16 protein-coding genes are annotated in these 18,227 nt (G+C 58.5%); 7 read left to right on the top strand and 9 right to left on the bottom strand.

Translation table 11 applies throughout. The annotated features are described in order from the left end of the window. Nucleotides 1-189 precede the first annotated feature (189 nt). Together AV929_RS05415 and larC are read left to right on the top strand one after the other, a co-directional pair. Entirely contained in the window at nt 190-606 is a 417-nt protein-coding gene (locus tag AV929_RS05415) for a universal stress protein (protein WP_050036797.1), read from the top strand. A gap of 75 nt (nt 607-681) precedes the next feature. After that, on the top strand, nt 682-2,001 hold the full coding sequence (larC, locus tag AV929_RS05420) for a nickel pincer cofactor biosynthesis protein LarC (protein ID WP_064287645.1): 1,320 nt from the start codon (nt 682-684) through the stop codon (nt 1,999-2,001). On the opposite strand, the gene AV929_RS05425 is transcribed toward larC, so the two are convergent. Beyond that, nucleotides 1,998-2,804 carry a hypothetical protein gene (locus AV929_RS05425; protein ID WP_064287646.1) on the bottom strand — a complete coding sequence of 269 codons (807 nt, stop codon included), beginning with the start codon at nt 2,802-2,804 and terminating at the stop codon, nt 1,998-2,000. The genes larC and AV929_RS05425 overlap by 4 nt on opposite strands. Before the next feature lie 163 nt (nt 2,805-2,967). Here AV929_RS05425 and AV929_RS05430 point away from each other — a divergent pair, with 163 nt between their 5' ends. Both AV929_RS05430 and radB read left to right on the top strand, forming a co-directional pair. Then, nucleotides 2,968-3,798 carry a hypothetical protein gene (locus AV929_RS05430; protein WP_064287647.1) on the top strand — a complete coding sequence of 277 codons (831 nt, stop codon included), beginning with the start codon at nt 2,968-2,970 and terminating at the stop codon, nt 3,796-3,798. A gap of 54 nt (nt 3,799-3,852) precedes the next feature. After that, nucleotides 3,853-4,563, top strand: coding sequence for a DNA repair and recombination protein RadB (gene radB / locus AV929_RS05435; RefSeq protein ID WP_008311538.1), 711 nt, complete (start codon nt 3,853-3,855; stop codon nt 4,561-4,563). A 308-nt stretch (nt 4,564-4,871) separates the two neighbouring features. Here the strand turns inward: radB and phoU are convergent, their stop codons facing one another. From phoU to AV929_RS05465, 7 genes are all read right to left on the bottom strand, one after another. After that, a complete protein-coding gene (phoU, locus tag AV929_RS05440) occupies nt 4,872-5,552 on the bottom strand; it encodes a phosphate signaling complex protein PhoU (protein WP_050036799.1) in 681 nt (226 codons plus the stop codon). 125 nt (nt 5,553-5,677) lie between these two features. Beyond that, complete coding sequence (locus AV929_RS05445; protein WP_050007164.1) at nt 5,678-5,989, bottom strand: hypothetical protein; 312 nt, start codon at nt 5,987-5,989, stop codon at nt 5,678-5,680. A 57-nt stretch (nt 5,990-6,046) separates the two neighbouring features. Next, nucleotides 6,047-7,378: a Trk system potassium transporter TrkA gene (gene trkA, locus AV929_RS05450; protein WP_050036800.1), complete on the bottom strand. Its 1,332-nt coding sequence runs from the start codon at nt 7,376-7,378 to the stop codon at nt 6,047-6,049. 159 nt (nt 7,379-7,537) lie between these two features. Next, nucleotides 7,538-7,666, bottom strand: coding sequence for a hypothetical protein (locus AV929_RS22750; protein ID WP_255355535.1), 129 nt, complete (start codon nt 7,664-7,666; stop codon nt 7,538-7,540). 396 nt (nt 7,667-8,062) lie between these two features. Then, nucleotides 8,063-8,776: a hypothetical protein gene (locus tag AV929_RS05455; RefSeq protein ID WP_050007171.1), complete on the bottom strand. Its 714-nt coding sequence runs from the start codon at nt 8,774-8,776 to the stop codon at nt 8,063-8,065. Between the two features lie 485 nt (nt 8,777-9,261). After that, nucleotides 9,262-10,965 carry a hypothetical protein gene (locus AV929_RS05460; RefSeq protein ID WP_064287648.1) on the bottom strand — a complete coding sequence of 568 codons (1,704 nt, stop codon included), beginning with the start codon at nt 10,963-10,965 and terminating at the stop codon, nt 9,262-9,264. 108 nt (nt 10,966-11,073) lie between these two features. Beyond that, the gene (locus AV929_RS05465) at nt 11,074-11,832 is read right to left on the bottom strand and encodes a helix-turn-helix domain-containing protein (protein WP_050007172.1); all 759 of its coding nucleotides are present in this window, start codon (nt 11,830-11,832) and stop codon (nt 11,074-11,076) included. Between the two features lie 952 nt (nt 11,833-12,784). Here AV929_RS05465 and AV929_RS05470 point away from each other — a divergent pair. Next, nucleotides 12,785-13,873, top strand: coding sequence for a glycosyltransferase family 4 protein (locus AV929_RS05470; RefSeq protein ID WP_064287649.1), 1,089 nt, complete (start codon nt 12,785-12,787; stop codon nt 13,871-13,873). A gap of 110 nt (nt 13,874-13,983) precedes the next feature. Here AV929_RS05470 and AV929_RS05475 read toward each other — a convergent pair whose 3' ends face one another. Beyond that, nucleotides 13,984-15,417 carry a sulfatase gene (locus AV929_RS05475; RefSeq protein ID WP_064287650.1) on the bottom strand — a complete coding sequence of 478 codons (1,434 nt, stop codon included), beginning with the start codon at nt 15,415-15,417 and terminating at the stop codon, nt 13,984-13,986. A gap of 217 nt (nt 15,418-15,634) precedes the next feature. Here AV929_RS05475 and AV929_RS05480 point away from each other — a divergent pair, with 217 nt between their 5' ends. Together AV929_RS05480 and AV929_RS21270 are read left to right on the top strand one after the other, a co-directional pair. Next, a complete protein-coding gene (locus tag AV929_RS05480; protein WP_255359466.1) occupies nt 15,635-16,783 on the top strand; it encodes a glycosyltransferase family 4 protein in 1,149 nt (382 codons plus the stop codon). Nucleotides 16,784-17,029: 246 nt separating this feature from the next. Beyond that, nucleotides 17,030-18,139, top strand: coding sequence for a glycosyltransferase family 1 protein (locus AV929_RS21270; RefSeq protein WP_080510035.1), 1,110 nt, complete (start codon nt 17,030-17,032; stop codon nt 18,137-18,139). Nucleotides 18,140-18,227 lie beyond the last annotated feature (88 nt).

Here is an 18,227-nt window from a genome sequence, read left to right on the forward strand (position 1 = left end):
CTTACAATGAACTCGGGTAGCCCCGGAGATATGCTTTATGCTACCGGCGGCCAAGACGCAGGGCGACGGGTTTATATGATACCTAATAGCACACCGCACAGTAGGGGGTAATAGCCACCGGTCTGGGTTGCCGTGACACAGGCTGCCGCCATCGCCGCGTTTCATAAGGCTGGACGCGATAGCGCCGGTATGGTATTTCTCGTTCCCTTCGATGGGTCACCGCTTGCAGATGCGGCACTCAACCGCGCCGTCACCTACGCTGAAGCGCTTGACGAGGACGTCGTCGCTGTCGCGTTTATTCCGACTGGCGCCGACTACGCCGAGCGCCGCCGCCGCGTCGACCCGACCGAGGACTTCGCCGCCGAGACCGCTGCGGACGACCTCCGGCGCAAAATCGAGGAGGCGACCGACGACTCCGAACTCCGCTACGACGACGTGAGCGCCCACTCCACCAGCGAACTGTCGACGACGATCAGACAGACTGCCCGCGACGTCGACGCCAGCGTCGTGTTCCTCGGCAGCGACGACACCGAGGACATCGTCGTCCCTATCGACGAAGTCACCGACGGCGAGACCTACGACATCCACATCGTCCGTCAGGCCTGAGCGGTTCAGCGACTCGACACGCTGGGTGGAATCGTAGTATGAGGGCTTTTACTCGCGGGGCGCGACGCCCCGTGTATGCGAACACTCGCTTTCGACGGCCGGATGGGCGCAGCCGGCGATATGCTTCTGGGGGCGCTACTGGCTGCCGGGGCCGACCGCGACGCCCTGGCGCCGGTCGAGGACGCACTCGCTATCGAGTACGCCGTCTCCGAGGTGGACCGATGCGGCATCGCCGCCACGCGCGTCGAGGTACTGCTGACCGACGCTGCTAGCGACGCTGATGGACCTCACGACCACGCTCACGACGATCACTCGCACTCCCACGACGAGGGACACGGCCACACTGGGGACGACGACGGATATTCTCATACCCACGATGAGCACGACCACACCCACGCCGAGGGCCACGGCCCGAGCCGAACGTACGCCGAGGTGGTCGAACTCGTTGAGGAGATGGACCTCTCGAAGTCCGTCAAGGCGGACGCGCTGGCCATCTTCGAGATACTTGGCGAGGCCGAGGCGTCGGTCCACGGGACGGACCTCGACGGGACGCACTTCCACGAGGTCGGGGCCGACGACGCCATCGCCGACATCGTCGGTGCCTGTCTCCTGCTGGATGACCTTGACGTCGAGCGGGTCGTAACGACGCCGCTGGCGACGGGCGGCGGGAGCGTGGAGATGAGCCACGGCACCTACCCGGTTCCGACTCCCGCGGTAGTCGAGATCGCCGAGCGGGCCGACTGGTCGCTGCAAGGCGGCCCTATCGACAGGGAACTGGTGACGCCGACCGGCGCGGCGATTCTCGCCCACATCGCGGATGGCACTGAGTCGCTGCCGTCGCTCGACATCGACGCGTCGGGCTACGGCGCTGGCGGGTGGGACCTCGACGACCGCCCCAACGTCCTGCGGGCGCTGGTCGGCGACGGCGCGGGGCGGCTCCGCCGCGACGAAATCACGGTCCTCGAAACGAACGTCGACGACGCCCCGCCCGAGGTACTCGGCGACCTCCAACGTTCGCTTTCAGAGGTCGGCGCACGCGACGTGTCGATCGTGCCGACGACGATGAAGAAGTCCCGGCCCGGCCACATCGTGAAGGTCATCTGCAGACCGGACGACGCCGAACGGGTCGCGCGTCGGCTTGCCGAGGAAACCGGGACGCTCGGCGTCCGCGAGTCCGGGGCCGGTCACCGCTGGGTCGCCGACCGCAAGTACGAGACGGTCGCGCTCTCCGTCGACGGCGAGGAGTTCGAGGTGACGGTCAAGATCGCCAGCGACAGCGACGGCACGGTGTTCGACGTGAGCGCGGAGTACGACGACGCCGCAGCCGTCGCGGACGCGACCGGACTCCCCGTCCGTGAAGTGATGCAACGGGCCGAGCGGATGGTTTCGAGTTAACCGCTCCCGTCGGCCGTTTCGTGTTCTTCGTGGTCCGGATCGTCGGCGTCGCCCGTGCTTTCGTCGGTCGCAGTATCGCTGTCGTGTTCCGCCAGGGCCTCTTCGACGGTGAGCGCACCAGTCGCGACCTGCCGAGCCAGTCTCTCGCTGATCGCCCGGTTCGTGTCGCTTTCCTCCCGGGAGCGGTCCTTGATCTTCTGGAGTTCTCCAGCCGTGGGCTCGATAGTCCGACTCTCGATTTCTTCGCCGTCAAGGCGGGCGATGTTGACCGCAGCCAACACGTCGCCCATCCCGCGCGCCCCGGAGCCGAGATACGGCGTCGTCCCCGTTTCGTCGACCAGTTCCACCGGCACGGATTGGATGTCGTCGATGATGCGCGCGCCGACGAGCCGTGCGCCGTCGCCGATGCGAACGACCGGATTGACAGCGTCTTCGACCTCCTCGCGGACGATTTCGCCGACCTCCGCCGTGGGCACCTGAAACGCTGCCACGACCATGTCACCGTGGAGAATCGCGACGCCCGGTCGCTCGCCGGGGTCGATGCCGATGACGGTGCGACCGTCGCCACCGCGGAGTGTCGAAATAACGGCTTCTACGGCTCGACGCGGCGCGTCGGGATCCGCCTGCACGACGTCGACGCCGTCAGGGATCTCGACCGACTCCCCGGCTGCGATGACCGCGACGTCGGCCCCCTCGGGCCACTCGTCGCCCGGTTCGATAGTCGTGAACGCTACGCCGCGGTCGCGGAGTTCGTTGACGACGCCGTGGTACACTTCGAAGTCCTCGGTGGCGACGACAATCACGACCGGATTTCGGCCGCCGATTACTTACAAATGTGGGGGTACAGTGGTCCGCGTATATGTTGCAGATAATTACGAGGTACTTGATAATACATCCAGATAAGAATCTGCCCGATCCCTATTACGTTTGACAGTATTTTTATAACAGCTAACTGGAGTGTCAGTGATGGGTCCAGCGGCCAGCACTGATGGAGAAGACGCGGCGTCAGACCCACTGTTCGGTGGTGTCAGTGGTGCCTATCTGGGCTTAATTCTAGCACCGCCAGTCATACCGCTCATCGAGCGTGTCGGCGTCACCGAAGCCTGGACGCTGTATCTGGCACTGATCGTGACGTTCGGGCTTGTAACCACCGGGACGGCCTGGATACTCACCAGTCGACCGACAGTGGCTGTTACACTCGGCGCGACTCGCGCACGCTGGCTTCTGCCGGTGATTGCGATTGGGTACGCTGTCGTCGGCTTTGCGTCGCTGGAGACGACTGGAATCAGTGGCGTGCTGGCGTTCTTCTTCGGCCTGCTGGCCTTTTTACTCGGAGTTGCTATCGCGACCATGGCACAGACGCGGTACGCCGCTGCGGTCACCGCAGACACGAACGAGCTGACCCGCTGGCGAGCGAGCTGGCCCGAGTCTGCACAGCGCCGGCGGTTGCACGTCGGCGGAGCCATCGCTGGCGTCGCGACCATTGGCTTCGCCGTCGGTGCGGTGTTCGATATCGCCCTGCTCCAGTACTCCGGCCAGGTGCTGTTCCCCGCTGGGTTCGTCCTCCTCTCGACGGGCGGGTCCCGAACCGCCGTTGCGACCGAACGCGGTCTGGAAATCAGACTGCCGGTCGCCAGGCGGTTCTATGCCTGGGAAGACCTGGAATCCTACGACCTCGACGCCGAGTCGCTCGTCATCACCCGCAGATGGGGGTCGGACCTGCGGTTTGCGACGGCCGAAAGCGACGACGTGTCGCTCGTCGAATGGACGCTGGCCGAGCGGCTTTCGGACGACTGACAGTAGTGCTGCCAGGTACCAGCGTTTTTATCGGAACCTGCCCAACCCTTGCCCGTGAGCGAGTACGTCCCGACCGGGTGTGATGCAATCGACGATCTCCTGGGTGGTGGGCTGGAGCGCGGGGCCGTGACGCAGGTGTACGGCCCGCCAGCGGCCGGGAAGACTAACTTCGCCCTCTCGGCGGTGATGGAAGTCGCTGCTGCCGGCGACGCGGCGCTGTACATCGACACCGAGGGGCTCTCCGCAGACCGCATGGAGCAGGTCGCCAAGGGCCGCGCACGCGGGACGGCCCAGACCGTGGACGACCTCGCTGGCCGGCTCATCATCACCGAGGCGCTGGACTACGACGAGCAGGCCGAGGCCGTCCAGGACGCCGCCGAGTTCGCCGCCGAGGTCGAACTCATCGTGCTGGACAGCGCGACCGGGTTCTACCGACTCCGCCGGGACGACGAGGACGGTGGCGAGACGCTGCGGGACGTGGCCCGCCAGATCACCCACCTGCTCTCGCTGGCCCGCAAACACGACATTGCCGTCTTGTACACGAACCAGGTGTTCACCGACCCGGACAGCGACCGCTCGACGGCGCTTGGCGGCCACACCCTGAACCACTGGTCCGGCGCAATCGTCCGTCTGGACCGGTTCCGCGGCGGCAACCGTCGCGCCACGCTGGAGAAACACCGCGCCAAACCGGCCGGCGACACGGCCCAGTTCCGCATCACCGACGCGGGACTCGTGGGCGACGACACGCCCGAGACGCCGAAGTAGGCTTTTCGTCGAGAAGCGTTGCTATCAGGCGCGCGCCGTCGCGGCGACGGCCGCGTCGCAAGCGCGAGGGACGAGTCGCACAGGCGAGCGGAGCGAGCCGAGCAACGCAGTCGGCTGGGGAGGCGTGTGGCTGTCGCGGTTTTGTGGCTGTCGTAATTAATGCATACCGCGCGAGCGGAGCGAGCGCGGTTTCGCTCCGAGCGCGGCCCTGGCCGCGACTCGGAGGTCGTTTTTAGCGTAGATTTTTGCAAAGGGGGTTCCCGCAGCGCCGCAGGCGCGAGGAAACCCCCTGCAGTAAAAAGGTACTCTCAGTAGATGAGGTCGTCGTCGTTCTCGACCATGTACAGCGTCCGCGCGGCGATGTTGACAGCGTGGTCCCCGACCCGCTCGATGTCCCGAATCGTCAGCAGCAGGCGGGATACGTCGGCCATCAACTGCTCGATTTCGGCCTCGCTGGAGTCGGCGTCGATCTCACGCTCGATGAGGTCGCGTACGACCGTCTCGGAGGCGGCCTCACAGCGTTCGTCCACCTCGTCGTCGATGTCGGCGATAGCGTAGCACTGGTCGGCGCTCTCGTCGCCGTAGGCTTCCATGGCGTTCTCGACCATCTCGATGGTCACGTCGGCGACCTCCTGAATGTCGACCTCGGGGTACACGTCGCGTTCGGCCTCCAAGGAGTACTCGCCGAGGTTCGTGGCGAGGTCACCGATACGTTCGAGGTCGGTGATGATCTTGAACGACGCGGCGATAAAGCGGAGGTCGGACGCGACCGGCTGTTGCAGCGCCAGCAGGTCGATACAGTCCTGTTCGAGGTCGAGATACAGCTGATTGATCTCGTGGTCACCCTCGATGACCTCCCGGGCCATCTCCTCGTCTTTCTGTTCGAGCGCATCCAGGCCAAGCCGGAGCCGCTCGAGGACGATCTCTGACATATAGAGGACATCCTCGCGGAGCGAGTTCAGTCCCTCCTGATAGGAATCGCGTGGCATAGTCCGGAATGTGCTAGTGGTATGCATCAGCCTTTCCCTTCTCCCAATATCTCCCGATACCGACCGGCGCGACGGTTGCAGCCGGCGTGCTATGCGGGGACAGGGAGCTCGACAGCGAGAACCGGCTACTGTGGCACCGTCTCGGCGTCGTCACGGGGACGAACGTCCAGCGTCGTCGCGTCGCCGAGTGCTGTCCCGCCCTCGACGCGCTCGACGCGCAACACCACGTCCTGTGGCGTTGCACAGCCACAGCTGACGAACTCGTCCCACTCATCGCCAACAGCCACTGGGCCGCCGTGGGCGCGTCGGAGGTACTGTTGATAGGTGTCCCCGCGGAGTTCGTCGGCTATCCACTCGGTATCGACGCCTGACCACGGGTCCCCATCGGCGATGCTGGGGGCAAACGAGAGCACGAGACGGTCCGCAACGGGAGCCATACACTGGCTGAGGCGGGAGACAGGCTTAGTCCCTTGGGAGCGACCGCCTCGGCGCGGCTACAGTTTGTCGTTGACCGCTTCCAAGCAGTCGGCGTCGACGAACACCACGACGTGATCGCCGGGTTCGATGACGGTGTCACCACGGGGGATGACCAGTTCGCCGCCGCGGCTGATGGCCCCGATGACCACGCCGGTCGGCAGTTCCTGCACCGATTCCTGAATCGGCCGCCCGGCGAGGACGCTGTCGGCGGCTACCTCGATTTCCAGCACCTCGGCGCGGTCGGATTCGATGATAGCAACCTTCGTCGCGTCGTACTCCCGGGTGAACCGCGTAATCTCTTCGGCGGTCGTCTCGCGGGGATTGACGGCCACGTCGACGCCGACGGCCTCGAACAGGTCGACGTACTCGCCGGAGTTGACGACGGCGACAGTTCGCTCCGCGCCGAGCCGCTTGGCCAGCAGCGTCACCAGGAGGTTCTTTTCGTCGCTGTCGAGCGTCGCAACCACGGCGTCGGCGTCTGAGACGTGTTCGCGCTCGAGGAACTCGCTATCCGTTGCATCACTCTCAAGCACGGTGGTTCCCTGCAGGTCCTCCGCGAGTTCGCGCGCTCTGTCGTGGTCTTGCTCGATGAGCCGTGGCTTGATGCCGCGATCCTGGAGCAGTCGTGCGGTGTGATAGCCGACATCACTCCCCCCGACGATGAGGACGTTCTGGGTCGCCTCCGACTCCGGTGCGATCTCGGTCGCGAACTGGCGAACGCTCTCGCAGCTGCCGATGACGACGAGATCGTCGCCTGCTTTGATGACTGTCTCCCCACGCGGGATGATGACTTCGTCGTCACGCAATACGGCAGCGAAGGTCAGGGATTCGTAGCGGTCAGCCTCCGCGACGGTCAGGTTCGTGATTGGACTAGACTCACGAACCTCGAACTCCCCCATCTGGACCTGCCCGTCGACAAACGTTTCCACGTCACGCGCGCCGGGGAGCCCGATGACGCGAGCGATGTTCTCCGCGGTGAGCAGGTTCGTCGCAACCATGTGGTCCACGCCGAAGGCGCCACCGGACTTCTCCCAAGTCCGGAGGAACTTCGCGCTCTTGACGCGGGAAATCGTGAACGGGTCGGCGGCCGTTACCGCCGTCCCGCAGGTGACGATGTTCGTCTCGTCGTCGTCGGTACTGGCGATGAGTACGTCGGCTTTCTCGATACCGGCCTCTGCGAGCGTGTCGAGTTCCGCGCCATCTCCTTCGACGCCGAGCACGTCAGCCTCGTACATCAGGGCCTCCACACGGTCAGGGTCGATATCCACAACGGCGACTTCGTGGCTTTCGGCGAGGCTCTCGGCGATGTTCGAACCGACCTCGCCCGCACCGACGATTACGATATACACGGCTGTGCCTCCGCCTGATACATGTGCATCAGCTTTCCACCGATAGGTGAAGTGTATTTTCATCCGGCTGGCAGGCCAACTCCATCGGGGCGGCCGGGCTATCGAACCCGGCGATGAACGAGTGCTGATCTATCGGTGAAGATGCAGCCTTCGAGCCACTTACGGCTCATCTCGGAGCGGCACGTCTAACCAGGGACAGAGGGCTGACCGACGCTGGAACCGTTCGACCGCATCGAACGACTCTTTCGTCTCTTCGATAGCCTTTCGCATACTGGCGTAGTCGGTCATACACACTTCATCTGTCGCCCCACCGTTTGATTATATGCTTCTTTACGCCCGCTACCTGGCCGGTAGACACGTACTTCTGTCGGTCGCTCGCGTCGGTCTGTTCGTCGAACCGACCTCGGCGACTGCGACGCGATAGCTACACAGATCTTGTCCAAGATTCTGGCCAACGCGTGGCGGACACTTGGCGGACCGTTCGCTTAGTAGCAGGTGACTACTCTCCCGTCGCTAGTCGGCGTGACTGCCACTCACCGTCACGCTGGCAGCTTAGTGACTATTTGTAGACGTGGCTGTGGACGCGAGTACGAGAAGATGGACTGCACTAGATCTGACTGTCGGCAGCAAGCGTTATCCGCCTCCGGGTGTGCCACTGTGTCACGCATCTCTCCAGTACGTAGCTTATTTCTCCGTATCGAGAGCGGCCCGCAGACGGTCAGCAAGTGACTGTGGTGCCGACAGTGAGAGCCGATGGCTCACCGCCAGTGCTACAAACACCACGCTCACGACGAGCGCGACGGCGATGCCCGGCACTGTGACCCCGCTAAGTGCGAGTCCGCCGACCGTAATCAGTGTGGCACACGCGGTCCCGAGATACCGACCTGACCACCGCTCATCGGCCGAGGTGTGAGCACCTGTCCGGTCGTGATCGATGACGGACTCAGTCGACGGCGTCGACTCCGCGTCCGGCGTCGACAGGAGCGATGGTTCCTCGTCGAGATACCCGTCGAAGGAGTCCGCGAGTGCGGTCGCTTCGACGAGTCCGCGGTCCTGATTGTAGTTGATGACGCCCGCGTCGTCCATCTTCGGGAGGTGGGACTGGTACAGCGCGATGTAGACGCGCTGGCGCTGTTTCGAGCGGAGCGAGTCGACTGTCGTGTCGTGTTCCAGCGCCGCGATGTGTTCTGCGATATCGCTCATATCGGCCGGCTCGTCGCCGGGGTGTTCGTGGAGGTACTTGAGGACTAAGCGGCGGCGACGACACTGGAGGACGTGGAAGAGGTCGTCGCGGGTGAGTTCGTCGCTCGATGTGGACTCCGAAGACGACGACTCCTCTGTCGCGGACTCCTCGGCCTCAGTTGTCGTGGGGTCGGAAGTCGTTTCAGCTATGGACATGTTCGCTCGTTCCTTTTCCAGCAACCGACATATACCGGGTCGACTGTTCCGCCGATTGCGACTGTTTCACCGATTTAACGGGTCGATAATGGCCGACTTACCCGGGGCCAACGTGCGATAAAATAACGTTCTGAAGTGCCTACACCTATTTGCTGGGGGTTTCGGGTCAAGAACTCTGTTCCACGGCTGTTTCACACAGCATACTAAATTGTTTCATCACTACGACGGTAAATAATGTCTACAAATACACATATGTGCAGTTGCGGTAGGCGTTGTTTCTCGGGCTAATTCTGCCGTTTGTCGGCCATAGAAGGGTCAGAGGGCGAAAGTTATCGTTTCTATGTGTCTGTCGGCTATCGGTGTGGCTTCAGTTGCGACTGTCGTGACAGTGGCGAATAGTTTCACTTGGCGGAGACACACCCGAAAAACGCCGGTAGTGAACAGTGATGCCACTATCGACCCGGCTATCCGAGCCGTGAGCCAGTTTATCCGCCGGGCGTCGGTGGCTTGATATCGCCTGCGTGTGGCGAGTTCGCGGCTGCGGGTTTCGCCCGCTCCAGACAGATGAGGTTCTCCCTGCCGAGACGGATCTTGACGACCTCGTCGTCGTCGACCATCCGCGAAAGGAGGCGGCTGACCTTCGCTTTCGACCAGTCCGTCGCCTCGACGATGTCGGTCTGGTGCATACGGCCGTTCTCGACTTGCAGCATCAGTTTCACGAGCCGCGCGTCAGGGGTGAGTTCCCAGTCGGCTTGCTCGAAGGCTTCAGCCGCGGTGTCCGCGTCGATGTCTGCACGGTCAGCTTCGGCCACCCTGTCCGTCGCCTCGATTTCACGGTTGACCTCGATAATCTCTCGGTCCAGTTCGAGGCGGCGATAGATGTACAGTCTGGCCGCCACGGAAAGCTCCGTGACCCAGCCACGCCTGATCGCCGCGATTGCCACCCCGATCCCAATGAGGAACCCAAGAAGCGAACTCGTCACCCAGACTGGCGTCAGCATGCTGTTCGGATTCGTTCCCCAGGCGACTTCCTGGCGATCGGTCAGGAAGTCACCGTCCGAATCGGCCGCGAGCGGGTCCGTTCCGAGGTCCGAAACCTCGCGCCCGTCGCTGAGACCATCGCCGTCGGTATCAGCGGTGGTCGGGGACGTGCCAGCCGCCAGTTCCTTTCCGTCGTCGAGGCCGTCATCGTCCGTATCGCTCTCGGTAGGTGCGGTGCCCGTTTCGAGTTCTGTCCCGTCTGTTACCCCATCTCCGTCAGTGTCTGCGACTGTCGGGTCCGTGCCTATGGCCAGCTCTCGCCCGTCGGCGACCTCATCGGCGTCAGTGTCAGCCTGTACTGGGTTCGTGCCAATTTCCAGCTCCCGACCGTCGAGAACACCGTCGTCGTCCGTGTCTGCGTCGGTCGGGTCGGTCTTGCCGGACGCCTCTCGCTGGTCGGACAGCCCATCGCCGTCAGTATCGGCGACGGTCGGATTCGTCCCAAGTGACAGTTCGCGCTCGTCCGACAGCCCGTCGCCGTCCGTGTCGCTCTGTCGCGGGTCAGTGCCCTGTTGAAGCTCAGTCCTGTCGGCGACACCGTCTTCGTCAGTGTCTGCGGCCGCTGGGTCCGTCCCGTGCTGGTGGACCTCTGTCCCGTCCAACAGCCCGTCACCGTCAGTGTCGGCGTCAGTGAGGGTCGTCCCCCGGGCTACCTCGTTGCTGTTGTTGAGCCCGTCGTCGTCAACATCGCCGGCACGCTGAATCGGCTGCAGAGACACCGGCTGCCGATCTAGCGTGGTGTCAGAGCTCGTGTTGGAGAGCGAGATAGAGAGATCATCGAGCCCCGCCGTTCCGGGGGTTGTGAGGGCTGCGGTTCCGTTCGGGCCGACCGGCGTACAGGCCGACGACCCGTTCGCACGCGCACAGACTGAGAGGTTTTCCTGCGGCGAACTGACAGTCACTGCGATCCGATACCCGCTGACCCGCTCGCCGTCTATCCGTTCCCAGACGAACGCGGTTCCGTTCGGCCCGTCCGAAGCAGCCTGTGTGGGCTCGGCCGACTGTATCGCCGGCGCTGTTTCGTTGCCCGCCGCTGTGTATTCAGCATACTGCCCGGCGTCCGCTGCGGTAGCGACACCTACGGAGACAGACGCGACTGTCAAGAGGAGGAGTAAAGCGCAGATCCAGCTCACGATCCGGTGTCTCATACAGTACGAGTGTCACAGCGGGACAATATCCTTTTTGGCACATAGTCTCCTTGTCACTTCTAGACACACCTGATAATTCAATGACGGTTTCGGCTGCGTCCCAACTACTTACTCATCGGATAACCCGAGCTCCGACCCAACGACCTGATCCATCCCCCGCCGAATCCGCTGTGACATCGCCGATGGCGAAATGTCGAGTTTGTCCGCCAGCTCAGCCTGTGAGATGCCACGGGGCACGTCGAAGTACCCCTCTCTGTGTGCCGTCTCGAGCGCGACTTGCTGGTCTGCGGTCAGTCCGCATACGCCGGCGTTTGCCTCCCCAGAGGTCCAGTACAGTCGATCAAGTCTAAACGTGATACTCCGTTCAGAGCACTCAGATCGGAACTGCGACAGTGCCGCTCGCGACCGAAACTGCGCCTGTACCTGCCACTGTCCACCCGTCCCTTCGATGTCGAGCACCCGTCCACCGGCTCGGACGAGCGAGGGCGTGAGTCGGATGGCGCTGTCGGCCACCCTAACCCGATAGACGCGGTTCGTCTCCGTCCAGTCTAACACGACAGGCTCGTATACCGTACTATCCCTCTCCAGTTCTGCTTCGAACTGGTCAAGGCCCTCACCGACGGCTTCTATCACCAGAAAGCTCGACGTCCCGTCGTCGACCATCTGTTCCGGACGGACTGTTATGTCCGGCGTGCTCTCGACTGCCTCCGTCAGAACCAGCTCCGGATGACTCAGACACAGATCGACACCGAGGCTTTTCTCCCGTGGTGTCCCATCCGTCTCCGATGGGCTTGCCGGCCCGTATCCAGCACCATCGACTGGCTGGTCTGCCTCGGTTGCCGATCCCTGGTCGCCGGTGTTGCGCATGTAGACACCAATCGAATCGGGCACAAGGACATTATCACTATATAGATAGTGTCCGACAATAGAGAGACTATACTAATAGCCACTCTGTGGGTCCGGTGTTTGACCACCTGTCGAGACAGAACAGTATCTTCCAATAGCAGGTTTCGCTGGGACAACTCAAACTGAATGAAATAAGTCCTACTTCACGGTGGTTCCGGACTGGCTTCGGGTAGGGTGCTGTCCCACGAAATCAGCCATATTGGCCGATCAGATACGGCATACGCCGGCTGGGTCATCCACCGATCTAGTCAGATACGACAGCGGTCATTCACCTTGTTCCGGTGGTGTTGACGTGGGGTGGACACCCGCAGATTGGCAAAGGACGGTGTTCGGTCGGTTTGTCGGTCTCAGCTGGTCTATTCCACCCTTGCAAGTCATACGAAACGGAGGGGTCGGTGCAGTCGAGCAGTGGTTGCCGGTTGCTATACTTGCAACTTCGCTGCGTTGACTGGCCGCAGTCGGGGCAACGTTCTCAATCCATTGGAATGTATAGACGATTATGGGCGACCCAGCGTGTTACCGCGACTACTGTCCTGCATGTGACGCGCAGGTAAAGATCACTGACGGTGAGTGTCCGGACTGTAGCACAAAATTGGAGCCCCACGAGTCGTAGAGACTATTGAAACGTGGGTTACTACATAAAATGAGTTAATTCACCTCACAGATATGGATTACCTGTCGATATCCGAGCAACTGCAGGCCAAGGGCCCATTGTTCCAACAAGTACATTAATCTTCAGAAGAGGGCCAGTAACGAGAGTCAGTGCTGGAGAGACGTAACAAATGCCATCACATACTTGAAGGAACCGCATCCTGCGTTCCTTCTGATAGTAGTAGTCATCAACGTTAAACTACCACGGTCCTAAAGTATGCAACCAGCAACTTCTTCAAGAGGCCACAGAAAAGCAGCCTATATGCGGATACTGAGGGTTGCTCAGAATCTCTATCCTGAGGTTCCTGGTGGTGGTACGTACCACGTCCACGCAATGTCTCGGGATCAGGCCGCGATGGGCCACGACGTGACTGTGCTGACTGTAACCGACGACGAGAGTTTACCACGGCAGGAAGTGCGAAACGAATACTCCGTGGTCCGACGAGCACCGACGCTTGAGGTGTTTGGTAATCAAATCTCTGCTGGCGTATCCCGATTTCTTCGTAAAGCCGAAGATTTCGATATAATCCATGCCCACTCGCATCTCTACTTTTCGACGAACCTAGCAGCGATTCAGCGTCGGCTAGGTAATATCCCGCTAGCAATCACTAACCACGGACTGTACAGCCAGAACGCTCCTGAATGGCTCTTCAGTCTCTACCTGCACACGGCGGGTCGCTGGACGTTCAATCAGGCTGATGTTGTCTTTTGCTACACTGAAGAAGACAGGGAACGCGTTCGGCGGTTTGGCGTCGATTCACATATTGAAGTTGTTCCGAATGGTGTGGATACTGATCGGTTCACTCCAAACGGAGAGGTCAGCGATATGATCAACCACGATGGGCCGGTAGTATTGTTCGTCGGTCGATTGGTGGAGGGGAAACAACCGGAAATAGCGGCCGATGCTGTGTCGCGTCTTCCGGAGAATTTGAACGTGAAACTGTACGTCATAGGTGATGGACCGTTACGATCAAAAATGGAAACCAATTACAGTGCAGTTGAGTTTCTCGGTCAGGTACCTTACGAGAAGATGCCAGCAATGTACCGGGCTGGAGATGTGTTGATATTACCCAGTCGAGCGGAGGGATTGCCACGAACAGTACTGGAGGCGATGTCTTCTGGAGTTCCAGTTGTGGTGAGCGACTTAGAGCAGGTTGCACCAGTAATAGACGGGGCCGGAGTAACGGTACCAGTTGGCGATGTCGATAGATTCGCTGCTGGGATACAGACTGTACTGGACGGGACAATCAAAAATCCCCAGAAAGTTGTCGATGAGACATTTGACTGGGGCTACACTGTCGAACAGACGACGGCAACACTGTCCGAACTGGCTGGCGAATTTCATCGATGATCGACTGTACAACGTTGAACTAGCAGACACCAGCTATATGGAAATTCCTAGTGTCTATACCACTGATCCTTAACGAGTGCAGAATTTCAGCGCTCTATCTTAGAATAACATCACTGAAGATAGCCAAGATCTTCAAGTCGGTCCCGCGTTTCGGTCCGCATATCCACATTGCCATCCTGATCGGTTTGTTCGAAGGACGCTAACCAACCATCAAGTTCGGACTCAAGGTTCTGTACAATATCCGGATGGCTCTCCGATAGCTCGTTAATTTCACCCGGGTCATCGTCGATATCATACAGTTCTATCGACTCATCGGAACCCCTGATCAGTTTCCACTTGGTCCCACGGACCGCTCGCAGGGACCGGTCGTACTTGATGACATGGTCCGGTAGGTGACCTATTCGTTTTTTTAGAGCCTCCATCGACGGCTGCGGAGCCATATATTCCGCAATGGCATACTCGCGGGTGTCATTGTCCGACTCAGGATGGAATGATTGCCCCTGTGTCTGTTCCCTAAAATCTGGTGCCGCGATATCGACCGCGTCAAGCAGTGTCGGTCCCAGATCAGGCAGTTGGACGATATCGCTTACGACGTTTCGACCTGAGAACATATCGCCGTGGATGAGTAATGGGACGCGCAATAACGTATCGTACAAACAGTACTGGTGATCCATGAGGCCGTGGTCTCCGATATTCTCTCCATGGTCTCCTGTCACGACAAAAACTGTGTCCTGCCATTCTCCGGCAGCTTGTAACGTCTCTCGGAGTTGCCCGATACGGTGGTTGAGATACGAGATCTCCGCCATATACAGCCCTTGGAGTATCTCGAAGTCCCGTTCGGTCATGTCGACAGTCCCCGAAATGTATCCCCAAGCGTCCTGAGGGACCTCCATCGCGTCCTCGTACGTCGTATTGCTGGGAAGGAACTGTTCTGCGAACTCCTTTGGAGGTCGGTATTCAAGATGTGGTTCAAGATAGTTGATAAACAAGAAGAACGGTCGCGAACGGTCTCGCTCGGTGAGCCAATGATCGATCCACTCATTCGTTCGCTCTGCACCGCTATCAGTTTGTTTTCTGAAAAATTTTCCGTATGCCGCATTAGCGATGTTCGCGACTGGATTCCCATCGAAAACGGCTTTTGCGAGGGTTCGGAACTGATTAAGCCCTTCTGTAGTACGAGCGATGCGTCCAAGGTCAGTATCGCTCTGGACATACTGCCATGTCTTGTGGAATCTTTCGAAACCGCGACCGAACCCGAACTCGTTGCTGATCCACGTGTTGTTTGACACGCCGACTGTCTCGTACCCTGCGTCACGGAATACTTCGGCAAGTACTGGGACGTCTGGTTCTAACTGTTTATGACCTGCGTGTGCACCGTGTTTAGAGGGATAGAGACCAGTGAATATGGAAGCGTGTGATGGAAGAGTCCAGGGACTCGCGCTGAATGCCTGATCAAACCGCGTCGCATCCTCCAGAAGGCAGTCAAGATGCTGCGAAGCATTCATCCGGGCGGTATCCATTACGATAAGCACTACATTGTTCATGGCTACTGGGAATCTAGATGGATCTCGGAGTGTACACTGCTACTATAGCGAACGGCTTGATTGTTCTGATGTTACAACCGTGTCAAGTATCTAGATGATTCCGATAAAAGAGAGAGGTTCATAAGAGGACGGGACAAAGGAGAGGTATCTCAAACTGTAATCAAATATGGATCTGTTGATATTGGCCGACTGGGAATTCCCATGTGATGAACCGTTCATGCGGGAGGTCTATGCGAAGCGGTGGCAGGACGCGGGTCACACGGTAACTTGGATTATGCGTCCATCCGGTAACGACGCTAATTCTCAAGAGACGTGGCGTGGTAGTTCGGTATACGTGGCTCCTGACTCCGTATACCGGTATCGAAATGCCTTTGATGTTGGTCATAAGAAAGGAGTAGGGTGGCTTGACTCGGTATGGAATGCAGAAGGGGGATTTGACGTTATCCAAGTTCGGAACGAGCTTGCAGCGATACCTCCGGTCCGGCGATTAGCACATGCCCACAATATTCCCATAGTATTCCGACATTCTCATCTCAAAGCAGAGACGCTCATGCTCGGTTATAAGGACAGAGTAGACGGATATAGTCTAGTTGACTATGGGAAAGGATTGGCGGGGAGAGCATTAAGAGATCGGCTCCTCTCTGATGTCGATGCGGTATTCACGATCAGCGACGCGATGTCACGCTACCACCAAGAGGAGAGGGGCGTTAATACGCCGATGTATTCGGTCCCTATGGGTGCAAATACGTCACTCTCGACAGATAAGATAGATCCTGAGCCGTTCTGTTCGGACTACGGCCTCAGTGAGGGTGAATATTTGATCTACATGGGAAGCATGAATCCGCTTCGTAACCTCGAATTTCTGTTCGAGGTGCTGTCGATTGTTCGCGAGTCTAAACCCGAAACGAAGCTCGTGCTTGTCGGTGGGCGAAACAAACGGCGACAAGACCGACTTCTGACCCTTGCCGAGACGCACGGAGTCAGCGACACAACCGTGTTTACTGGTTGGATTAACGAGACAGACCTACATCGGGCTATCACGGGAGCGGCAATAGGGCTATCTCCCCTTCCGCCAAATGAAGTATTTCGAACGAATTCACCAACAAAAGTACTTGAGTACCTGAATTTGGGGGTGCCAGCAGTAACGACACGGACACCGGAACAGATTGAAATGGCTGAGGCGAGCGGAGGTGGGAAAGCCGTCGATTACACCCCCAACGCGTTTGCCGACGTGATAACGACGCTGTTGAACAATCCGGCTACCAGGCAAGAGATGGGAACTGCAGGACAAGAGTATGTTTCTAAAAATAGGAGTTACGATGATATTTCTCAGACTGTGGTCGATCTCTACCGGAAATTACCCTGATCTCACAGATCCAGTATGGCTAACTCGGCCAAGAATTATTTAATATTATGATTCACTCTGAAACACACTCTCGTTAATTGTTCTCGATAGTCACTCTACAGAAGCTAGCCACTCAGGAACGTTAATTATAGGTTACAAGAGTGGCATACAGTGGTAGTATTATAATTTCAGCGGATAGATGGGTACTTTCGAGGTCTGTTGAAACTACGGGAATTTATACCGCGGCTTTGCATAGGTTCAACCGAAATGTCTACACGGGTTGGAATGGTAACTTCGACACTAGATCATGGACTCTCAGGCCCTAACCGGGTTCTTTTCAATATCTGTGATGAGCTGAACAGTCGTCAACTGAATGACTTCGATCTCAATTTTATTCATAACGAGCCTTCCGACCTCTCCATCTATACGCCTGATACCGAGGTTATTCTTCCAAGAGCGCCAGTCCGATTTGAGAGAGCCCTTGCGAAACTTGATCTTGATATTGTCTATTATCCACACTTTCCAAAGCTCCGACCGGGGTTCTTCTTTTTGAATGCTAAGAAAGTCATCCACCTGCACGGCGACTTACCCTATGCAATGCCATCACTGATGTCTGTTTCTGAAAGGTATAGACAGTACGCTATCGCGGCTTTCTATCGGTCGACCAAGCTTAGTCAGCAAGTAGATGCCTACTTTGCAGCCTCTGACAGTCTAATTAATAATAAAATTCGGGAGTTGGGTGTTCCAAAAGAGAAGTTTTTCCGGACAGAATATGCGCCAGCTATTTCCACTCGGATTGGTGAAACATCCGCTCAAGATGAGGTTTTGGAGAGATTTGAGCTGACCCCCGGTTACATACTTGATGTTGCATCTAATTCGGAAAGAAAGAATATAACTAATCTTCTTAATGCAGTTGCTTCTCTACATCAATCCGGCATCAACGTTCCAAAATTGGTCATTGCTGGAGACTGGCGTGGCACGGAGACCCACCATTACGGTAAAGAAATATTAGGTGACAATGTTGCGTTTACCGGCTACGTTGATGATGATGTTTTAGCACATATCTATCATGGTGCAGGGTTGTACGCGAACCCAACAAGACATGAGGCCTTTGGGTTGACAAATCTAGAGGCAATGGCTGCTGGCCTTCCAGTTATTACCAGCAACAAGTTCGCAGTACCCGAGGTTGTAGGCGATGCAGCACTTCTCATTGACGATCCCGAAGATACTGATGAGATAGCAAACAAAATCCAGCTCGTTATAGAGAACGCAGATCTGAGATCAGAACTATCGGATAAATCACGGATACGCGCCGAGATGTATACGTGGGAGAAAACTGTTGATACAATCGTGTCTGTATTCAAAGAACTCTCATAGTGTCCACCTCTCTTTGACCGCAAGTGATCGTTATTAATACCTTAGTTACCCTTTTCGAGGCTGTCGGCGGAGTACTCACTATCCCGCA

It is taken from the genome of Haloarcula sp. K1 (genome assembly GCF_001647155.1).
Taxonomy (GTDB): Archaea; Halobacteriota; Halobacteria; order Halobacteriales; family Haloarculaceae; genus Haloarcula; species Haloarcula hispanica.